Here is a 15083-nt window from a genome sequence, read left to right as displayed (position 1 = left end):
ATGCCGATGAATACGATGATGTCTGCCAGTGCGGTGGTTGAAGCTGCCCGGAAAATCAGGCTGTTTATTATGGATGTAGACGGCGTACTGACTGACGGTCGTATTTTTATCCGTGATAACGGCGAGGAAATCAAAGCGTTCCATACACTTGACGGCCACGGATTAAAGATGCTGCACCGCCACGGCATTCAAACGGCAATTATTACCGGACGCGATGCACCCTCTGTCGGTATCCGGGTACAGCAGCTTGGCATCGGACATTATTTCAAAGGTATTTCGGATAAACGCAGCTGTTATCGGCAATTATTGCAGCAGCTTGGTTTAGATGAGCAGCAATGTGCTTACATCGGCGATGATGTCGTAGACTTACCAGTTATGAAACATTGCGGGCTGGCAGCAGCAGTACCCGGTTCTCATCATCTGGTATTACAGCATGCTGATTATATTACCCGTGCGCCCGGCGGAGCCGGTGCAGTACGTGAAATCTGTGATTTATTACTGGATGCACAGGGCTTTCTGGCTCAGGATATGGCGGAGTATCTTGCATGAATGTGATTCGCAGCCGCAGTAACTGGGCATTTCCGCTGATTCTGGCAGTAGCCCTTGGCGGCATAAGCTTCTGGCTGGACCGGATTACTGAGATCAAGACAGTGGAAATTCCCCTGAATCCGAAAGAGCCTAAGTATGTGATTAATTCGATTGACGGTGAACGGTTTGATGAGCACGGTCAGTTAAGTGAAACCATTCACGCCACAGCTGCCCGGCAGTTTCCGCAGCAAACTGTTATTTATGTCGATAATCCCAATATGGGATTATATACAAACGGCGCAGAGCTCTATCGTATTAAGGCCAATACCGGACAGTACTATACCGACAGCCGCAAAGTAGATTTACTGGGACAGGTAATCTGGCATAAAAATCCGGTAGGAAATGAACCGGCAGGACAGCTGGAAACCAGCGTATTGCATGTTGATACACAAACTCAGGTAATCAAAACCGATGCGCAGGTTTCTTATCAGTATGGTATATCCCGCGGTACATCACAAGGTTTCGAATACGACAAACAACGCGGTTTTCTGAATTTACCCGCACGCGTAAAGGCTATTATTTATGATCCGCACTCTCATTAACAGCAAAGCTTTAGCAGCCTTATGTCTGCTTACCGGCAGTATGCATGCATGGGCGCTGGCAAGTGACCGGCATCAACCTATTCAGATTGAGGCTGATCAAGGTTCTCTGGACAAACAGAATCAGACAACCGTATTTAGCGGTAATGTTCAAATGCGGCAGGGCAGTATGTATATGAATGCAGCCCGTGTCACTGCACATAAGGATAATTCCGGTAATCAGACAATTATTGCAGATGGCAAACCTGCCAAGTTTGGTCAGAAACTGGATAAAGACGGCATGGTAACCGGCCAGGGAAATAATGTACACTATGAAAGCCAGAGCGGCATTGTTACGATTACCGGTAATGCTCAGATAAACCGCGGTGGTGATATGGCTCGCGGCGGCGTGATTGTTTATAACACCAATACCGAAGTTTATACTGTTAAAAGTGCGCCTAAAGAGCGGGTACACATTATCATCCAACCGCAACAGAAAAAGAAATAAACCAAGCTCATGAATGTAATGCCTACTGTACCGCCAAGTCAGCTTCATGTCAGCGGTCTGCAAAAAAGTTTTAAACAGCGTCAGGTAGTTAATGATGTGTCACTGAAAGTGAACAGTGGAGAAGTAGTCGGTCTGCTTGGACCGAATGGTGCCGGTAAAACCACCAGCTTCTATATGATTGTAGGCTTAATAGCGGCTGATAGCGGCAATATCATGCTAGACGGACAGGAAATTACTCATCGTCCGGTTTATGAGCGGGCACGTCTGGGTTTAGGATATCTGCCACAACAACAATCAATCTTCCGTAAAATGACAGTAGCCCAGAATATCAATGCTATTCTGGAAATTAATTATCCGCCGGAAAAGCGTGCCGAGCAATTGGAACTGCTGCTGGCTGACCTGCATATTGAACATTTGCACAACAATGTTGCGCGTTCCCTGTCTGGCGGCGAACAGCGTCGAGTTGAAATTGCTCGGGCACTAGCTATCAATCCACGATTTATTCTGCTTGATGAACCGTTTGCCGGCGTTGATCCGATTGCATTGATAGACATTCAGAATCTGATTTCTTTCCTGAAACAGCGTGGTATCGGCACACTGATTACTGACCATAATGTCCGTGAAACTCTGCGTATCTGTGACCGGGCATACATTATTAATCAGGGCAGTGTACTGGCTTCCGGTGTCCCGGAAGAGCTGGTTAATAATGAACAGGTACGCGCTGTTTATCTGGGTGAGCATTTCGAGTATTAACTGCATATGCAAAAGCCAGCTACTCATCTCCGACTCAGTCTTACCACCCGCCTTAGTCCTAAACTGCAACAATCGTTACAGGTGTTGCAGCTGTCTACGCTGGAATTACAGGAACTGGTTGCCGGCTGGCTGGAGGATAATCCTTTTCTTGAGGAAGTAGAAAATACACCTGAAGACAGCTTTTCCGATACTCAGTATGTACAGCCGCCACAGCTGGGTATTATGCAAGCTGAAAGTGATGTCTGGGACACGCTGGCCGACAATCCTGATATGTATGAATTGCTGCGCCGGCAAGTATGTGAATACGATCTGGACAAAGTGACAGCAGCACGGGTTTATTTTCTGATTGAGAATCTGAATGAACAGGGTTATCTGGACAGCAGTTTAACTGATCTGGTAGAAAACGCACCGCTGGAATGGCAACTGGATGAAACAGAGCTGGAACAGGCGCTGACGATTCTGCAGCAGTTTGAACCTACTGGTGTTGGCGCTCGGAATTTACAGGAATCGCTGTTGTTGCAAATGGATAATTTGTCAGCCGAATCAGCCGATGTCAATGAAATCCATACTTGCGCGCGCTTACTGATTAACAAACATTTTGGTCAGTGGCTGAGTACCCATCAGTTCAGACAACTTTGCCGGCAACTGCCTCAGTTTTCTGTGAACACACTTGAAGCGGCCTGTAAACTGATTGGTACGCTGAATCCTTATCCCTGTTACGGATTACCTGATCGTAATGGTATTCTGTCTGTCCGCCCTGATATGGAAGTTTATATCAATAAAAGTGGTAATTGGCAGATACGCCTTTTGCATGATACTTTTCCTCAGCTGAGAATAGAACCCGGTGTTGAAGAATGGTTAGAGCAAAAAAACACTGAGATGGATGCCATGTGTAAAAACAAATGGCAGGAAGCACAAACCTGTCTTCACAGCTTGCAGATGCGTAAAACCACTTTGCAACGTCTGGGCGAATGGATTTTGCAGCAACAGCAGGATTTTTTCAGTTTTGGTTCTCTGGCGCTAACGCCCTTAACCATTAAAGAAACAGCTCAGGCTCTCGAACTGGCAGAAAGTACTGTTTCACGGGCAATCAATCAGAAATACCTGACCTGCTCACAAGGTGTTTTTCCTCTGCGCTATTTTTTCAGTCAGTCTGTTGCAGCAACGGATGATGGAACAGGTAACAGTCAGACAGCAATTAAAACACTGCTGCAAAGTATGATTAACGAAGAAGACCCGAAACACCCCTACTCTGATACACATTTGGTAAATCAGCTGGCTAAGCAAGGTATTAATCTGGCCCGGCGCACAGTCGCAAAATATCGTGAGGCCTTGAAAATTCCTCCGGCGCACCAACGTAAAGTACAATACAGTAATCATTAATTTTCAGTTAACTTCCATAAAATTTATTCTGTTTTTCCCTAAACCCTTTAAAAAGGATCAGGCTATGAATCTGAAATTTATCGGACAGAATCTTGATGTTACCGCAGCGCTGAAAGACTACACACTGAACAAGCTGGAACGTATTAGCCGTCATGCTGATCAGATTATCAGCGCAACTGTTACTTTCTCTGTATTTAAAGTTCAGAAAAAAGCTGAAATTGATTTGCATCTTTCCGGTAAAGATATCCATATTGAATGCCTGGATAATGATATGTATGCTGCTATTGATTGTCTGATGGATAAACTGGACAGAGCTGTGATTAAATATAAAGAAAAAAAGCAGCCTTCACGTCAGACACCTGAAATATGTGCTGATCCGGCCACCGAAATTGAATAACCGGCAGACATTTTAATAACATTAATAAATTGTATTTATGATTCCAGCACAGTTTTTTGCTAATCTGGTTTGCTAAAGGTATATAATCAACTTTGAAATAATATTTTTGCTGTTAAATAGTTTATAAGTAATATCAACTTTAACTGACACGCAATTCTTTATTCTGAATAGAAAGAGGTATTAACATGAAATTAAATTTAAAAACACTGGCATTAGTTGCCGCAGTAGCTGCCTCCCTTTCTGCCTGTGAAAATATGACTCCGGCTCAGCGGCATACTGCAACAGGTGTTGTAGTGGGTGGTGTAGCAGGTAATCTGTTAGGTAAAGACACTGGTGCTACTTTAGGCGGAGCAGCTCTGGGTGGCGTTATCGGCAGCCAAATTAAATAAGCAAACTATTTTAATGTCAAAAGCCTGCTGTTCTCAGCAGGCTTTTTTATGGCTATTAACCGGGTTATTCAGATTCCGGCTGTTCAATTTTGCTGATACGTACCCGTTCCAGACGGTGTCCGTCTTTGTTCAATACTTCAAAACGGTAACCGGCATAATCAATGGTATCTCCGACATCCGGAATATCTTGCATTTCTTCCATAATTAATCCGGCTACAGTATGGTACTCAGCGTCTTCCGGTAAGGTAGGCAAATGCAGGTGCTGAGCCATAATGGCATATTCAAGACTGCCGTCTACAGTAACGCTATGATCGGCATTTTGCTGGATACTGGGTGCATCAGCACGCTCATACTCTTCTGGAAAATCACCGGCAATCGTTTCCATTAAATCTTTCATGCTAACCAGTCCGAGTACAGCACCAAATTCATCAACTACCAACGCAATATCAGCACTTCGCGAACGAAACAGCTCCATAGCATCAAGTACAGTGCTGCTGTCCGGTAAGACCAGCGGCTGTCGTAACGCAGCCTGAATATTTAATTGCTCTCCGCTCAATAACTGGTTAAGTAAATCTTTTTTATTCACAAATCCCAGCGGCTCATCAATTCCGGCCTTTCCTACTACTACCAGCCGTGAAAATGGTGTGCTTTGTAATTGTTGGCACTGCTGCTCACGCGGCTGAGATAGATCCAAACGTTCAATATCACTGCGCGGTGTCATGACACCCATTATCGGACGCTCGGCCAGAGTAAGCACGCTGCGAATCATGGATTTTTCATTTTCTTCAAAATGTTCATCATCATCAGTTTGCATACCATTTTTAGCCAGCTCTTTTTCACGCAGTCCCATCATACCAAGCACGCTGTCTGCGGTTCGGTAACGCCAAGAGCGGCCAATCATATCGTTACGGCGAGTATTCCGAGTAGAAATCTGATTAAATATCTCAATCAGAATAGAGAAAGCAATAGCGGCATACAGATAACCTTTCGGTATTTCAAAGTGTAAGCCTTCAGCAATCAGGCTGAACCCTATCATGAGTAAAAAGCCCAGACACAGCATCACTACTGTAGGATGGCGATTTACAAACTCTGTTAATGGTCCGCTTGCCCAAATCATCATTGCCATAGCAATAATCACGGCCAGCATTGCCACTGTAATGTGTTGCACCATGGCGACAGCAGTAATTACTGAATCAAGTGAAAATACCGCGTCAAGCACGACAATTTGTAATACCACACTCCAGAAACTGGCATAAACGGAGACATTGGTAATTGACGCCATAGCAGTATGCCCTTCCAGCCGTTCATGTAACTCAGTTGTTGCCTTATAGAGCAGGAAGAGTCCGCCACCGAACATAATCAGATCTTTAACTGAAATGGCAAAACCGCTGATATGTACAAAGGGCTTGGTCAGGGTAATGATAAAAGACATCAGTGCCAGCATCAGAATGCGGATCAGCACTGCCAGAGACAAACCAGCTATACGGGCATGGTCGCGCTTTTTCGGACTGGCTTTATTCGCCAGTATAGCTACAAATACAAGATTATCGATACCCAGAACGATTTCGAGAATTATCAGGGTAATCAGCCCTACCCATGTGGCCGGTTCTCCTAACCAGCTAAAATCCATTTTCTTTTCCTATGCGTTAAATACAAACAGGCAGCCTGCTACATGAGCAAGGCTGCCTGAAATCAGAGAAAAACACGTCTACATGCAACAATACAACTGCCCGAGACCCCGTCTTCCATCTGAAAGTTTCCTTAAAATAATCTTAATTGCAGTTTAGCAGTATAAAACAAAAAATCAAGTGGCCCTAAGTTAAAATCAGCGTTAACATCAGTAGCTAAATCCGGATTAAGCTTAAAAACATGGTATGCTACTACCTTACTATTTTTTTTATGTATCCATGAATCTGTTTCGTCACGCCTGCTTTTATACTACCGTTAATCATCTGAAAGACCTGCCCGCAACCAGTGCAGAAATTGCTTTTGTCGGCCGCAGCAATGCAGGTAAATCAAGCGCAATCAATACACTGACTAACCATACTCGTCTGGCCTATGTATCCAAAACTCCAGGCCGTACCCAGCACATTAATTTTTTTGAACTGACTAATGGCGGGTTTATGGTGGATTTACCCGGTTATGGTTACGCTCAGGTACCTGAGGCAATCCGCAGACATTGGGTGACACTGCTGGGCGATTACCTACAGACACGAAAGCAACTGATCGGGCTGATTCTGATTATGGATGCCCGCCATCCGCTTAAAGAGCTGGACAAACAGATGCTTGATTTTTTTGCGGTAACCCAGCGCCCTGTTCATATTCTGCTCTCCAAGGCAGATAAATTATCAAAAAATGATCAGATTAAAACCTTGGCCAGTGTTAAAAAAGCGCTACAACCTTACATTGCCCGCCAGCAAGTTACGGTACAACTGTTCTCCAGTCTGAAAAAGCAAGGTATAGATGAGGTCAGTCAAATTGCCACTGATTGGTTTACCCGGCAAACTAATCTGATAACAGACGCGGCAAAACCAGACCAGAGAACCACAGATTAATAGTTATCTGTTGCACTATGCATCTGGTCAGGCGAAAACCATATCGATATTGAAATTTAAATAGTAGCGTTTTACATACAACTACAACGTATTCTTCGGCGAGAACCTGCCAGCCGGATAAATATAAATAACTTTACCCGCTGGCTACAGGCAACTGATTTTTATTTTTCTGGCGGTTCCTGTTTCTGCCCGGCGTAAATTTAGGCAGTAAAAAATGCATACTTAAACCTTTAGGCTGTTGATTATCTGCATAAATTTTACCATGGTGGCGATCAATAATGTGTTTGGTTAACGCCAGTCCTAAACCTGTACCCGGTTTGTTAGCACTGCTGTCTGCACGATAAAAAGCAGTAAAAATATGTGGTAACTGATTTTCTGCCACACCGGGTCCATTGTCACTGATATCAACCTGCCATTGCTGTTTACCACCCTCATGCAGATAAACCTTAATTTCACTACCGTCAGGACTGTAATTAATGGCATTACGTACAACATTATCAAAAGCCCGATACAAATAGCTTTCATTGGCTTTTACCATAGCAGTTTCAGGAATCTCACACTGCCATGATAAAGTCTGCTGGTGCTGCATGGCTATGGCCTGATTGTCATCCACGATTTGTTTGATTAGCGGTACTAAAGACAGGGGTTCCAGCGTAATAGGTAAATCAGAAGTTTCCAGCCGGGACAAAGTAAGCAGTTCACCTACCAGTAAATCCATACGCCCCAGTTCACTTTCCAGACGCTGCAGGTGTTGTTCCTGTTTCTGCGGCTGTACGTGAATCAAACCAATAATTGCCTGCATGCGTGCCAGCGGAGAGCGCATTTCATGTGATACATGGTGCAGCAGGTGACGTTCTTTTTCCACAAGCTTCTGCAATTTGTCTGCCATGTTGTCAAACTGCACAGCCAGAGAATACAGTTCATCACGTCGTTCTGATAGCTGATGAGAAACACGGGTCTGCAAATTCCCGTGAGCCAGACGATCCATCCCGCGCCATAAGACACGGATTGGCTGGGTAATATTATTAGCCAGTATATAGGCTGTTAATAAACCTACAACAATAATAAAGCTGAGAATAATAAATTCGTGCCAGACTGGTGCAATGGGTAAACCGGGAATAAAAAACGGGCTTGGCGGACGAGGAGTACGTTCATGGTTCCAGCCGCGAATCATAAACAGATACTCTTCACCCAGTGAATTATAGGCAATCTGTACAAGTTTTGAGTGCGGATGTGACAAAGCGAACTCATGTGCCTTGTCAATATCCTCAGGATCAATAGGGCGTCCCAGAATGTCGTTCTTGTTATCACCGGTAATAACATACAGGTTTTCGCCACCCGGACTATTCCCCCACTCAACCAGTTGTTCGCGTATACCGGCATCACCACGTGCCTGAAACGCATTCATGGTGCTGCTCAGCAGATTTTCTTCAAAATTGCGCTGTTGTTTAAACCGTGTTTCGGCTAAAGTATTTTGTACCAGCCAGAATGAGGAACTGGCCACAAAAATGGCACAAACAATTACAGCACAAAAAGTAGCAAAGATACGAGGAAACAGTTTCATAAATCAGAACAGGCTGTTTTCCAACAGCCTGTATCCACTGGTTCAGTTTTTTACAAACAGGTAGCCAAGACCACGCACAGTCTGAATCAGACTGGCATTGCCCAGCTTATGACGGATACTAGATATATGAACGTCAATACTACGATCAAATTTAGCCAGCTTCCGGTCCAGTGCTTCCAGAGACAATGTCTCCTTACTCACCACCTGTCCGGCATGACGCATCAGAACTTCCAGCAGATTGAATTCAGTACTGGTCAGCTCCAGTGGTTCATCTTCAATAGTAACCTGACGTTTAGCCGGATAAAATACTACACCACTGGCTGCAATACTATTCGGAATGCCATTCTGGTCATTGTCATGACTCTGATGTGTGCGACGGAGGATGGCATTGATACGTGCCAGTAATTCACGCGGCTGACAAGGTTTCGGCACATAGTCATCCGCACCCATTTCCAGACCGATAATACGATCAATGTCATCACCTTTGGCGGTTAGCATAATGATCGGAATTTTGCTTTGTACCCGTACCGTTTTCAATACATCCAGACCGTTCATTTTCGGCATCATGGAATCCAGAACCACTACATCATACTGACCGGTTAAAATTTCTTTAACACCGGCTTCACCATCAGCAACACGACTGACTTCCAGACCTTCTGCTGTCAGATACTCAGTAAGCAGTTCAGTCAACAAATTATCGTCATCAATTAATAATACGCGATTCATATCATCCTCCTAAAATGGAAGTGCATTGTCTGTATTGACTACAGACGAATTTACTATATTTACACTTTGTATCTTAACATGTAGGTTGAGATTATCTTTACAATAACAAGGCTTTTGCTCATTTTTTCATTAAAAAGCACTATGTTAAATATCTGTCTGAACTCTACAAACAATTCATTTTTTGTGCGCTTTGCTGCTGATATTTCAGGCAATCTTGCTGTAATTGTGGTATTACTGCCACTGCCTGAGGCTGCTGCTTTATTTTGTTTATAAAATTGGGAACAAGGCTGGGATAATAATGACTTATATGACTGAACCACTGTTTTGCCACCTTATTCTGATGTTCCTGTTCTAAGTAAAGTCCGCGTATGAAAGTGTTGCTATAAGGACGATACCGGCCAGCCTGCAATGCTGCTTCTTTACCCCATAAAGGTAAAGAAGAATCAGTAACATTCAACTTTTCGATAATTGCCATGTCTACATAATAACGAAGAAAGTACATTTGATTACGCAAATCATGCATACGGCTTACTTGTTCAGCCTGGGGCAGATTACGTTCAGCACGCACTTTTAAAAAACGCTGATAGTTCATCATTTGCCACAGAAGCAGAACCATCGAAATCAATACCACTATGGCACAGAACTGATTTACGCGACCGGACGCCGGACGGCAAGACCGTTTCAAGTCTTCCTGTGATACAGGCGTTAGTGCCATAAACAAAACAAACACAGCAAGAAAATAGCTGTACCACAGCGGATATTCCAGCATGCTGTGGCATAAAGACACCAGAATCATACTGATCAACACAATTGATGCCGGATTAAATCCCTTACGTAAATGAGGCCAGATAACCCAAAAAAAGCAGGCACTGACAATTAGCAATCCAACTATGCCTGTTTCAGCCAGTAATTGTAGTACCAGATTATGACAATGAGTAAACAGCACGGTATTTTCATACTGACGAAAACCATTCGGATAAACATCTACAATGGCAAATCCCTGATATGAATAACTGCCCCAGCCATAACCAAACCACGGAGCACTTTGAAATATCAGCCAGGCCTTATGCCACTCCATTTGCCTACCTGACCGGGCAAATCCACCTTGTTCCAGCCTTGCTGTTCCGGATTGAAAATTAATATGCAGCAACATGTCAAATAATGGACTTAAAATCAGCTGAAACAGCAATACCAGACCTATGGCAACAGCCAGCATCAGCAACAGGCGATTCGCTGCAGAGCCGGCACGCCAGCGCCAAAAAAATAGTGACAGTCCTATTACTAGTACATAGACAACAATCGTCCGTGAACCGATCAGTCCCATGATGCCGGTAAACCAGATTAATAAAATCCATACCAGCCAGTTAGGCAGACGCCGCTGTTCCCATAAAAAGCACAGTGCCAGCACGCCCCACATCAGGTAATGCCCGAGATGGTTGCGCTGAGCCAGCTGACCATAGATGTAATGATTGCCCGGACCGCGCAATACTCCCGGTATCCAGTCAGCAATACCGGTAAACTGCATCACACACACGATTGACTGTAGTAGTACACCCAGCACAAGAGCCTTCGCCAGAATAGTGACAGCCTGAGTCTGGCCTATACGAATCACCCATGCCCGTGCAGCCCATGCGAGTAAAGCCATTACTACAAATACCAGAGCAGTCAGATCAGACTGGCTGACATAAGTAAGATGCATAATTCTTGCCTGCAGCATCAGCAAATAAGCAAGTACCAGCAGACCGATGCAGGCAGGAGGAAATGAAAACTGAGTTCTGCATATCAGTACTGTTGATCCGATCAGACATAAAGCAAAAAATAACGTCCCGGCTTCCAGATAAAAGCTTGACAGCGTACCAACCCGCCAGCTCGACATAAATGGCAAGACGCACAAGGTCAGCATCCCCAGCCACCATATCAGCGTGGACGGACGGTAAATATTCGGACACGAATCAATTTGTGACTGATTCATACAACTCTCCAACGAATAACATCATTAGCCGGCTTATATTATTTATAAACAGGCTGCCAGAAAATTTTCAGGCAGCCTGTTATTTCAGATAAAGTGACAAAAACTAATCTTTTTCAGAATGAACTGACAAAGCCGTCTCTTTTCTCTTACCACCCAGACAGCAACAAACCAGAATTCCCACTTCATAAAGAAGAATCAGCGGAATAGCGAGTAATGTTTGCGACAGCACATCCGGCGGAGTCACAATAGCAGCCACAACAAAAGCACCTACCACCACATAGGCGCGGGCTTTTTTCAATTTCTCCACCGATACTATTCCGATCCTGTTTAGTAAAATTACCAGAACAGGCACTTCAAATGTTACTCCGAATGCTACAAACATACCCAGAATAAAAGACAAATATTTATCTATATCAGTTGCCATGCTGACACCGGCCGGAGTAATACCGGTAAGAAAACGGAAAATAACCGGAAAAACCAGATAATAAGCAAATGCCATACCCAATGCAAATAATAAAACACTGGCAATCAGCAAGGGCAGAATCAGGCGTTTCTCATGTCTGTACAAACCCGGTGCCACAAAAGCCCAGATTTGATACAACGTATGCGGAAGTGTCAGAAGAAATGCCGCCATCAGTGTTACTTTTAACGGCACAAAAAACGGGGCAATCACTTCTGTGGCAATCATATGCTGACCAGCCGGCAAATTTACTATTAAAGGCTCAGCCACAAAAGTATAAATTTTTTGTGCAAACGGCACCATAATCACAAAACATAACAACAGAATTCCCAGAATCCACATCAGACGGCGACGCAATTCCAGCAAATGATCAATTAGCGTCAATTCAGTATTTTCTTCAACCTGCTTCACAATCGCTTATCCATCAATGTCGGCGTACCCGCAGTTTAGGTGTTATGCTGTGTTTTGGCCGCATATCCCGCCGGCGTTGTAAAGCCTGCCGGCGTAATGATACCCGATGCAGTAATGGTGCATCCCTTACAGGCTGATAATAATCTTGTGACAACTCAGCTAAGGCAGGCGTACTGTTCGTTTCAGTCTGCTGCTCATCTTCATAGAGCTGACGTTTAAGCGCATCTACTTCACCGCGAATACTATGCACATTGGCATTAATATCTTGTTCAAACGAACGGGCAGCCGCTTCAATGCTGTCACGTGCCTGCCTGAATTCTGCCACACCGGCCTGCTGACTTAGTTCGGTTTTAACATTATTAATGAAATTCTGAATGCGCCCGACCCACAGACCGGCACTGCGTGCTACCTTGGGCAGCCGCTCCGGTCCGAGTACGACCAGCGCCACAACAGCAATCAGTAAAATTTCACCAAACCCCAAACCAAACATAAATGCTTTCTATGCTTTGCTGTCGTCTTTATTATGTTCGATTACATCATCATTTTTTACGCTTTCCCGGTCACTCTCGTTCAGGCCTTGTTTAAAATCGTGTACAGCACCGCCAAGATCTTTACCAAGATTACGTAATTTTTTGGTACCAAAAATCAGTACAACAATCAGTAGTACCAAAGCCCAATGCCAAATTGAAAAACTGCCCATGATGTTATCCTTTACTTCAACTGCCTAAAAAAACATGCGCCTGCTGTTTACTCACAGCTGCGCATATTTAAAATTCCATTGTAATTACTGTGGCTGGCGACTGGCTTTTTCAGTCAGACCAGACACATTTTGCCGCTGCTGCAATTCCTGCAATACATCTTCAACCCGAATCTGATGATAAGTTAATAACACCATAGTATGAAACCAGACATCAGCAACTTCTTTAACTAAATGCTGTTTATCCCCGTCCTTGGATGCCATTAATACTTCACCGGCTTCCTCAATAACTTTTTTCAGGATTTTATCTTCACCGGCATGTAATAACTGAGAAACATAAGAAGTTTGCGGTGAAGCTTCACGTCTGCTGTCCAGCACATCAGCCAGTTCAGTTAATACCTTGGAAAAATCCGCTGCTTCCGGCACTTGTGTCATCCTGCTTCCTCTTTAATCAGTCTGTGTATGTCCATTGGCAGGACGTGTATATATTTCATTTTCATTTTTGATAACCGGATCAGTGCTCTGCCAGTCACCATCATGACAAACACGATAAAAACAGCTGGCGTGTCCAGTATGACAAGCAATACCTCCGGACTGCTCTACCAGCAGCACTAATGCATCACCGTCACAATCCAGCCGCATTTCATATACCTTTTGCGTATGCCCAGACTGTTCGCCTTTCATCCATTGCTGCTGGCGTGACCGGCTGTAATAATGAGCCAGACCAGTAGTTACTGTCTGACGCAAAGCTTCGGCATTCATCCATGCCACCATAAGAACGCGCTGAGTATGCCTGTCCTGCACCACCGCGCAAACTAGACCTTTATCATCCCACTTTATCGCATTCAGAAGCGTATCAAACACTGCAATTGTCCTTATTTTCAGGTAAACATACAACCACTATCAGCAGCCAGATTAGATACGCATTTCAATACCGGCCTGTTTCATGGCTATCTTGGCATCCTGAATACGTACTTCACCAAAGTGAAAAATACTGGCAGCCAGTACAGCATCAGCATGACCTTCCTGAACACCTTCTATCAAATGTTCAATATTGCCTACACCTCCCGATGCAACAACAGGAACCGACACAGCATCACTTACAGCCCGGGTTAACGGTAAATTAAACCCTGCCCGGGTACCATCACGATCCATACTGGTCAGCAAAATTTCACCGGCTCCGCGTAAGGCCATATCCTGTGCCCAGGCTACTGCATCGAGTCCGGTATGCCGGCGTCCGCCATGAGTAAAAACTTCCCAGCAGGTATTTTCGGCATTAACTGCTTTAGCATCTACCGCTACAACAATTGCCTGATTACCGAAAAATGCACTCGCTTCACTAACCAGTTCAGGGTTGGTCACTGCTGCAGTATTAATTGATACCTTATCAGCACCGGCATTAAGTAAGCGGCGCACGTCTTCAACACTGCGTACGCCGCCTCCTACTGTCAGCGGAATAAATACCCGGCTGGCTACCGCTTCAATAACATGTAAAATCGTATCACGATTATCTGAGCTGGCGGTAATATCCAGGAAAGTTAGCTCGTCAGCACCTTCATCATTATAGCGCTGAGCCACTTCAACCGGACTACCGGCATCACGTAAAGAAACAAAATTAATTCCCTTAACTACCCTTCCGTTATCAACATCCAGACAGGGAATAATACGTTTGGCTAAAGCCATAATGATATCTTTCTCTGCTACTGAGCAGAAATTATTTACTTAGCCAGTGTTCAACCAGAGTAAAAATATGGCTCTCAAAATAATAGTATCCAACACTTACCACTAATGAATAAACCACGGCACTGGTAGTACTTACAGCAATAATATCAAACAACCACAGGGCGATAAATACGAATAACCAGTGTGCAACCCATGTCAGTAACCAGGCATTGTTAACATCCGGCCAGCTTTGTTGCATCAGGCAACTGAAGCCCATCATCACCATAGTGAATATACTGGCTTCAAAAAAACTCTGCTTTTTGCGATTCATTGTGAATAATAGCCATAACACTATTATTAGTGAGCCCAAGATACTAAGCATTAAATTATCTCCTTGATTACTGCACAGTTACAGTTAAAAACTCAGATCACATACCAATATCACTCTGCCTCTAAATGATTATTATCAAACTAAAACAAAATCAGATTATTACAAGATA

The 15083-nt window shown here is 44.1% G+C and carries 19 protein-coding genes; 8 read left to right on the top strand and 11 right to left on the bottom strand.

Annotated features, from left to right (window positions below):
• Positions 1-15: 15 nt before the first annotated feature.
• The 7 genes from H3T84_RS00860 to H3T84_RS00830 all read left to right on the top strand — a co-directional run bounded on the left by H3T84_RS00860 (position 16) and on the right by H3T84_RS00830 (position 4536).
• A complete protein-coding gene (locus H3T84_RS00860) occupies positions 16-549 on the top strand; it encodes an HAD family hydrolase (protein ID WP_198217750.1) in 534 nt (177 codons plus the stop codon).
• Positions 546-1130, top strand: a complete 585-nt coding sequence (lptC, locus tag H3T84_RS00855; RefSeq protein ID WP_100116028.1) for an LPS export ABC transporter periplasmic protein LptC — start codon at positions 546-548, stop codon at positions 1128-1130. The genes H3T84_RS00860 and lptC overlap by 4 nt, the downstream gene beginning before the upstream one ends.
• A gap of 40 nt (positions 1131-1170) precedes the next feature.
• Positions 1171-1614 carry a lipopolysaccharide transport periplasmic protein LptA gene (gene lptA, locus H3T84_RS00850; protein WP_232346085.1) on the top strand — a complete coding sequence of 148 codons (444 nt, stop codon included), beginning with the start codon at positions 1171-1173 and terminating at the stop codon, positions 1612-1614.
• A gap of 9 nt (positions 1615-1623) precedes the next feature.
• Positions 1624-2367 carry an LPS export ABC transporter ATP-binding protein gene (lptB, locus tag H3T84_RS00845; protein ID WP_198217163.1) on the top strand — a complete coding sequence of 248 codons (744 nt, stop codon included), beginning with the start codon at positions 1624-1626 and terminating at the stop codon, positions 2365-2367.
• Positions 2368-2373: 6 nt separating this feature from the next.
• Positions 2374-3750 (top strand): RNA polymerase factor sigma-54, encoded by a 1377-nt coding sequence (gene rpoN, locus H3T84_RS00840; RefSeq protein ID WP_198217160.1) that lies wholly within the window; start codon positions 2374-2376, stop codon positions 3748-3750.
• A 64-nt stretch (positions 3751-3814) separates the two neighbouring features.
• Entirely contained in the window at positions 3815-4147 is a 333-nt protein-coding gene (gene hpf / locus H3T84_RS00835; RefSeq protein WP_100116024.1) for a ribosome hibernation-promoting factor, HPF/YfiA family, read from the top strand.
• A 185-nt stretch (positions 4148-4332) separates the two neighbouring features.
• On the top strand, positions 4333-4536 hold the full coding sequence (locus tag H3T84_RS00830) for a glycine zipper 2TM domain-containing protein (RefSeq protein ID WP_174833884.1): 204 nt from the start codon (positions 4333-4335) through the stop codon (positions 4534-4536).
• A 64-nt stretch (positions 4537-4600) separates the two neighbouring features.
• On the opposite strand, the gene H3T84_RS00825 is transcribed toward H3T84_RS00830, so the two are convergent.
• Entirely contained in the window at positions 4601-6166 is a 1566-nt protein-coding gene (locus H3T84_RS00825) for a TerC family protein (RefSeq protein ID WP_198217158.1), read from the bottom strand.
• 277 nt (positions 6167-6443) lie between these two features.
• Here H3T84_RS00825 and yihA point away from each other — a divergent pair, with 277 nt between their 5' ends.
• A complete protein-coding gene (gene yihA, locus H3T84_RS00820; RefSeq protein ID WP_198217748.1) occupies positions 6444-7091 on the top strand; it encodes a ribosome biogenesis GTP-binding protein YihA/YsxC in 648 nt (215 codons plus the stop codon).
• Between the two features lie 133 nt (positions 7092-7224).
• Here the strand turns inward: yihA and H3T84_RS00815 are convergent, their stop codons facing one another.
• From H3T84_RS00815 to H3T84_RS00770, 10 genes are all read right to left on the bottom strand, one after another.
• On the bottom strand, positions 7225-8655 hold the full coding sequence (locus H3T84_RS00815) for a cell wall metabolism sensor histidine kinase WalK (protein WP_198217156.1): 1431 nt from the start codon (positions 8653-8655) through the stop codon (positions 7225-7227).
• A gap of 42 nt (positions 8656-8697) precedes the next feature.
• Complete coding sequence (locus tag H3T84_RS00810; protein WP_198217154.1) at positions 8698-9381, bottom strand: response regulator transcription factor; 684 nt, start codon at positions 9379-9381, stop codon at positions 8698-8700.
• A 163-nt stretch (positions 9382-9544) separates the two neighbouring features.
• Complete coding sequence (locus H3T84_RS00805) at positions 9545-11353, bottom strand: PglL family O-oligosaccharyltransferase (protein WP_198217152.1); 1809 nt, start codon at positions 11351-11353, stop codon at positions 9545-9547.
• A gap of 103 nt (positions 11354-11456) precedes the next feature.
• A complete protein-coding gene (gene tatC / locus H3T84_RS00800) occupies positions 11457-12224 on the bottom strand; it encodes a twin-arginine translocase subunit TatC (protein WP_303831950.1) in 768 nt (255 codons plus the stop codon).
• Positions 12225-12237: 13 nt separating this feature from the next.
• Positions 12238-12714, bottom strand: coding sequence for a Sec-independent protein translocase protein TatB (gene tatB, locus H3T84_RS00795; RefSeq protein ID WP_198217150.1), 477 nt, complete (start codon positions 12712-12714; stop codon positions 12238-12240).
• A 9-nt stretch (positions 12715-12723) separates the two neighbouring features.
• Positions 12724-12924 (bottom strand): Sec-independent protein translocase subunit TatA, encoded by a 201-nt coding sequence (gene tatA, locus H3T84_RS00790; RefSeq protein ID WP_174833888.1) that lies wholly within the window; start codon positions 12922-12924, stop codon positions 12724-12726.
• Between the two features lie 84 nt (positions 12925-13008).
• Complete coding sequence (locus H3T84_RS00785) at positions 13009-13356, bottom strand: phosphoribosyl-ATP diphosphatase (protein WP_174833889.1); 348 nt, start codon at positions 13354-13356, stop codon at positions 13009-13011.
• Positions 13357-13368: 12 nt separating this feature from the next.
• Positions 13369-13785, bottom strand: coding sequence for a phosphoribosyl-AMP cyclohydrolase (hisI, locus tag H3T84_RS00780; RefSeq protein ID WP_198217148.1), 417 nt, complete (start codon positions 13783-13785; stop codon positions 13369-13371).
• Between the two features lie 51 nt (positions 13786-13836).
• Entirely contained in the window at positions 13837-14604 is a 768-nt protein-coding gene (hisF, locus tag H3T84_RS00775) for an imidazole glycerol phosphate synthase subunit HisF (protein ID WP_025331287.1), read from the bottom strand.
• A gap of 31 nt (positions 14605-14635) precedes the next feature.
• Positions 14636-14914: a hypothetical protein gene (locus tag H3T84_RS00770; RefSeq protein WP_174833892.1), complete on the bottom strand. Its 279-nt coding sequence runs from the start codon at positions 14912-14914 to the stop codon at positions 14636-14638.
• Positions 14915-15083: the final 169 nt, after the last annotated feature.

Source organism: Snodgrassella sp. M0110 (genome assembly GCF_016101465.1).
In the GTDB taxonomy this organism is placed as follows: Bacteria; Pseudomonadota; Gammaproteobacteria; order Burkholderiales; family Neisseriaceae; genus Snodgrassella; species Snodgrassella alvi.
Note: the sequence above shows the minus strand (reverse complement) of the source record. Positions and strands in the feature narration are given on the sequence as shown.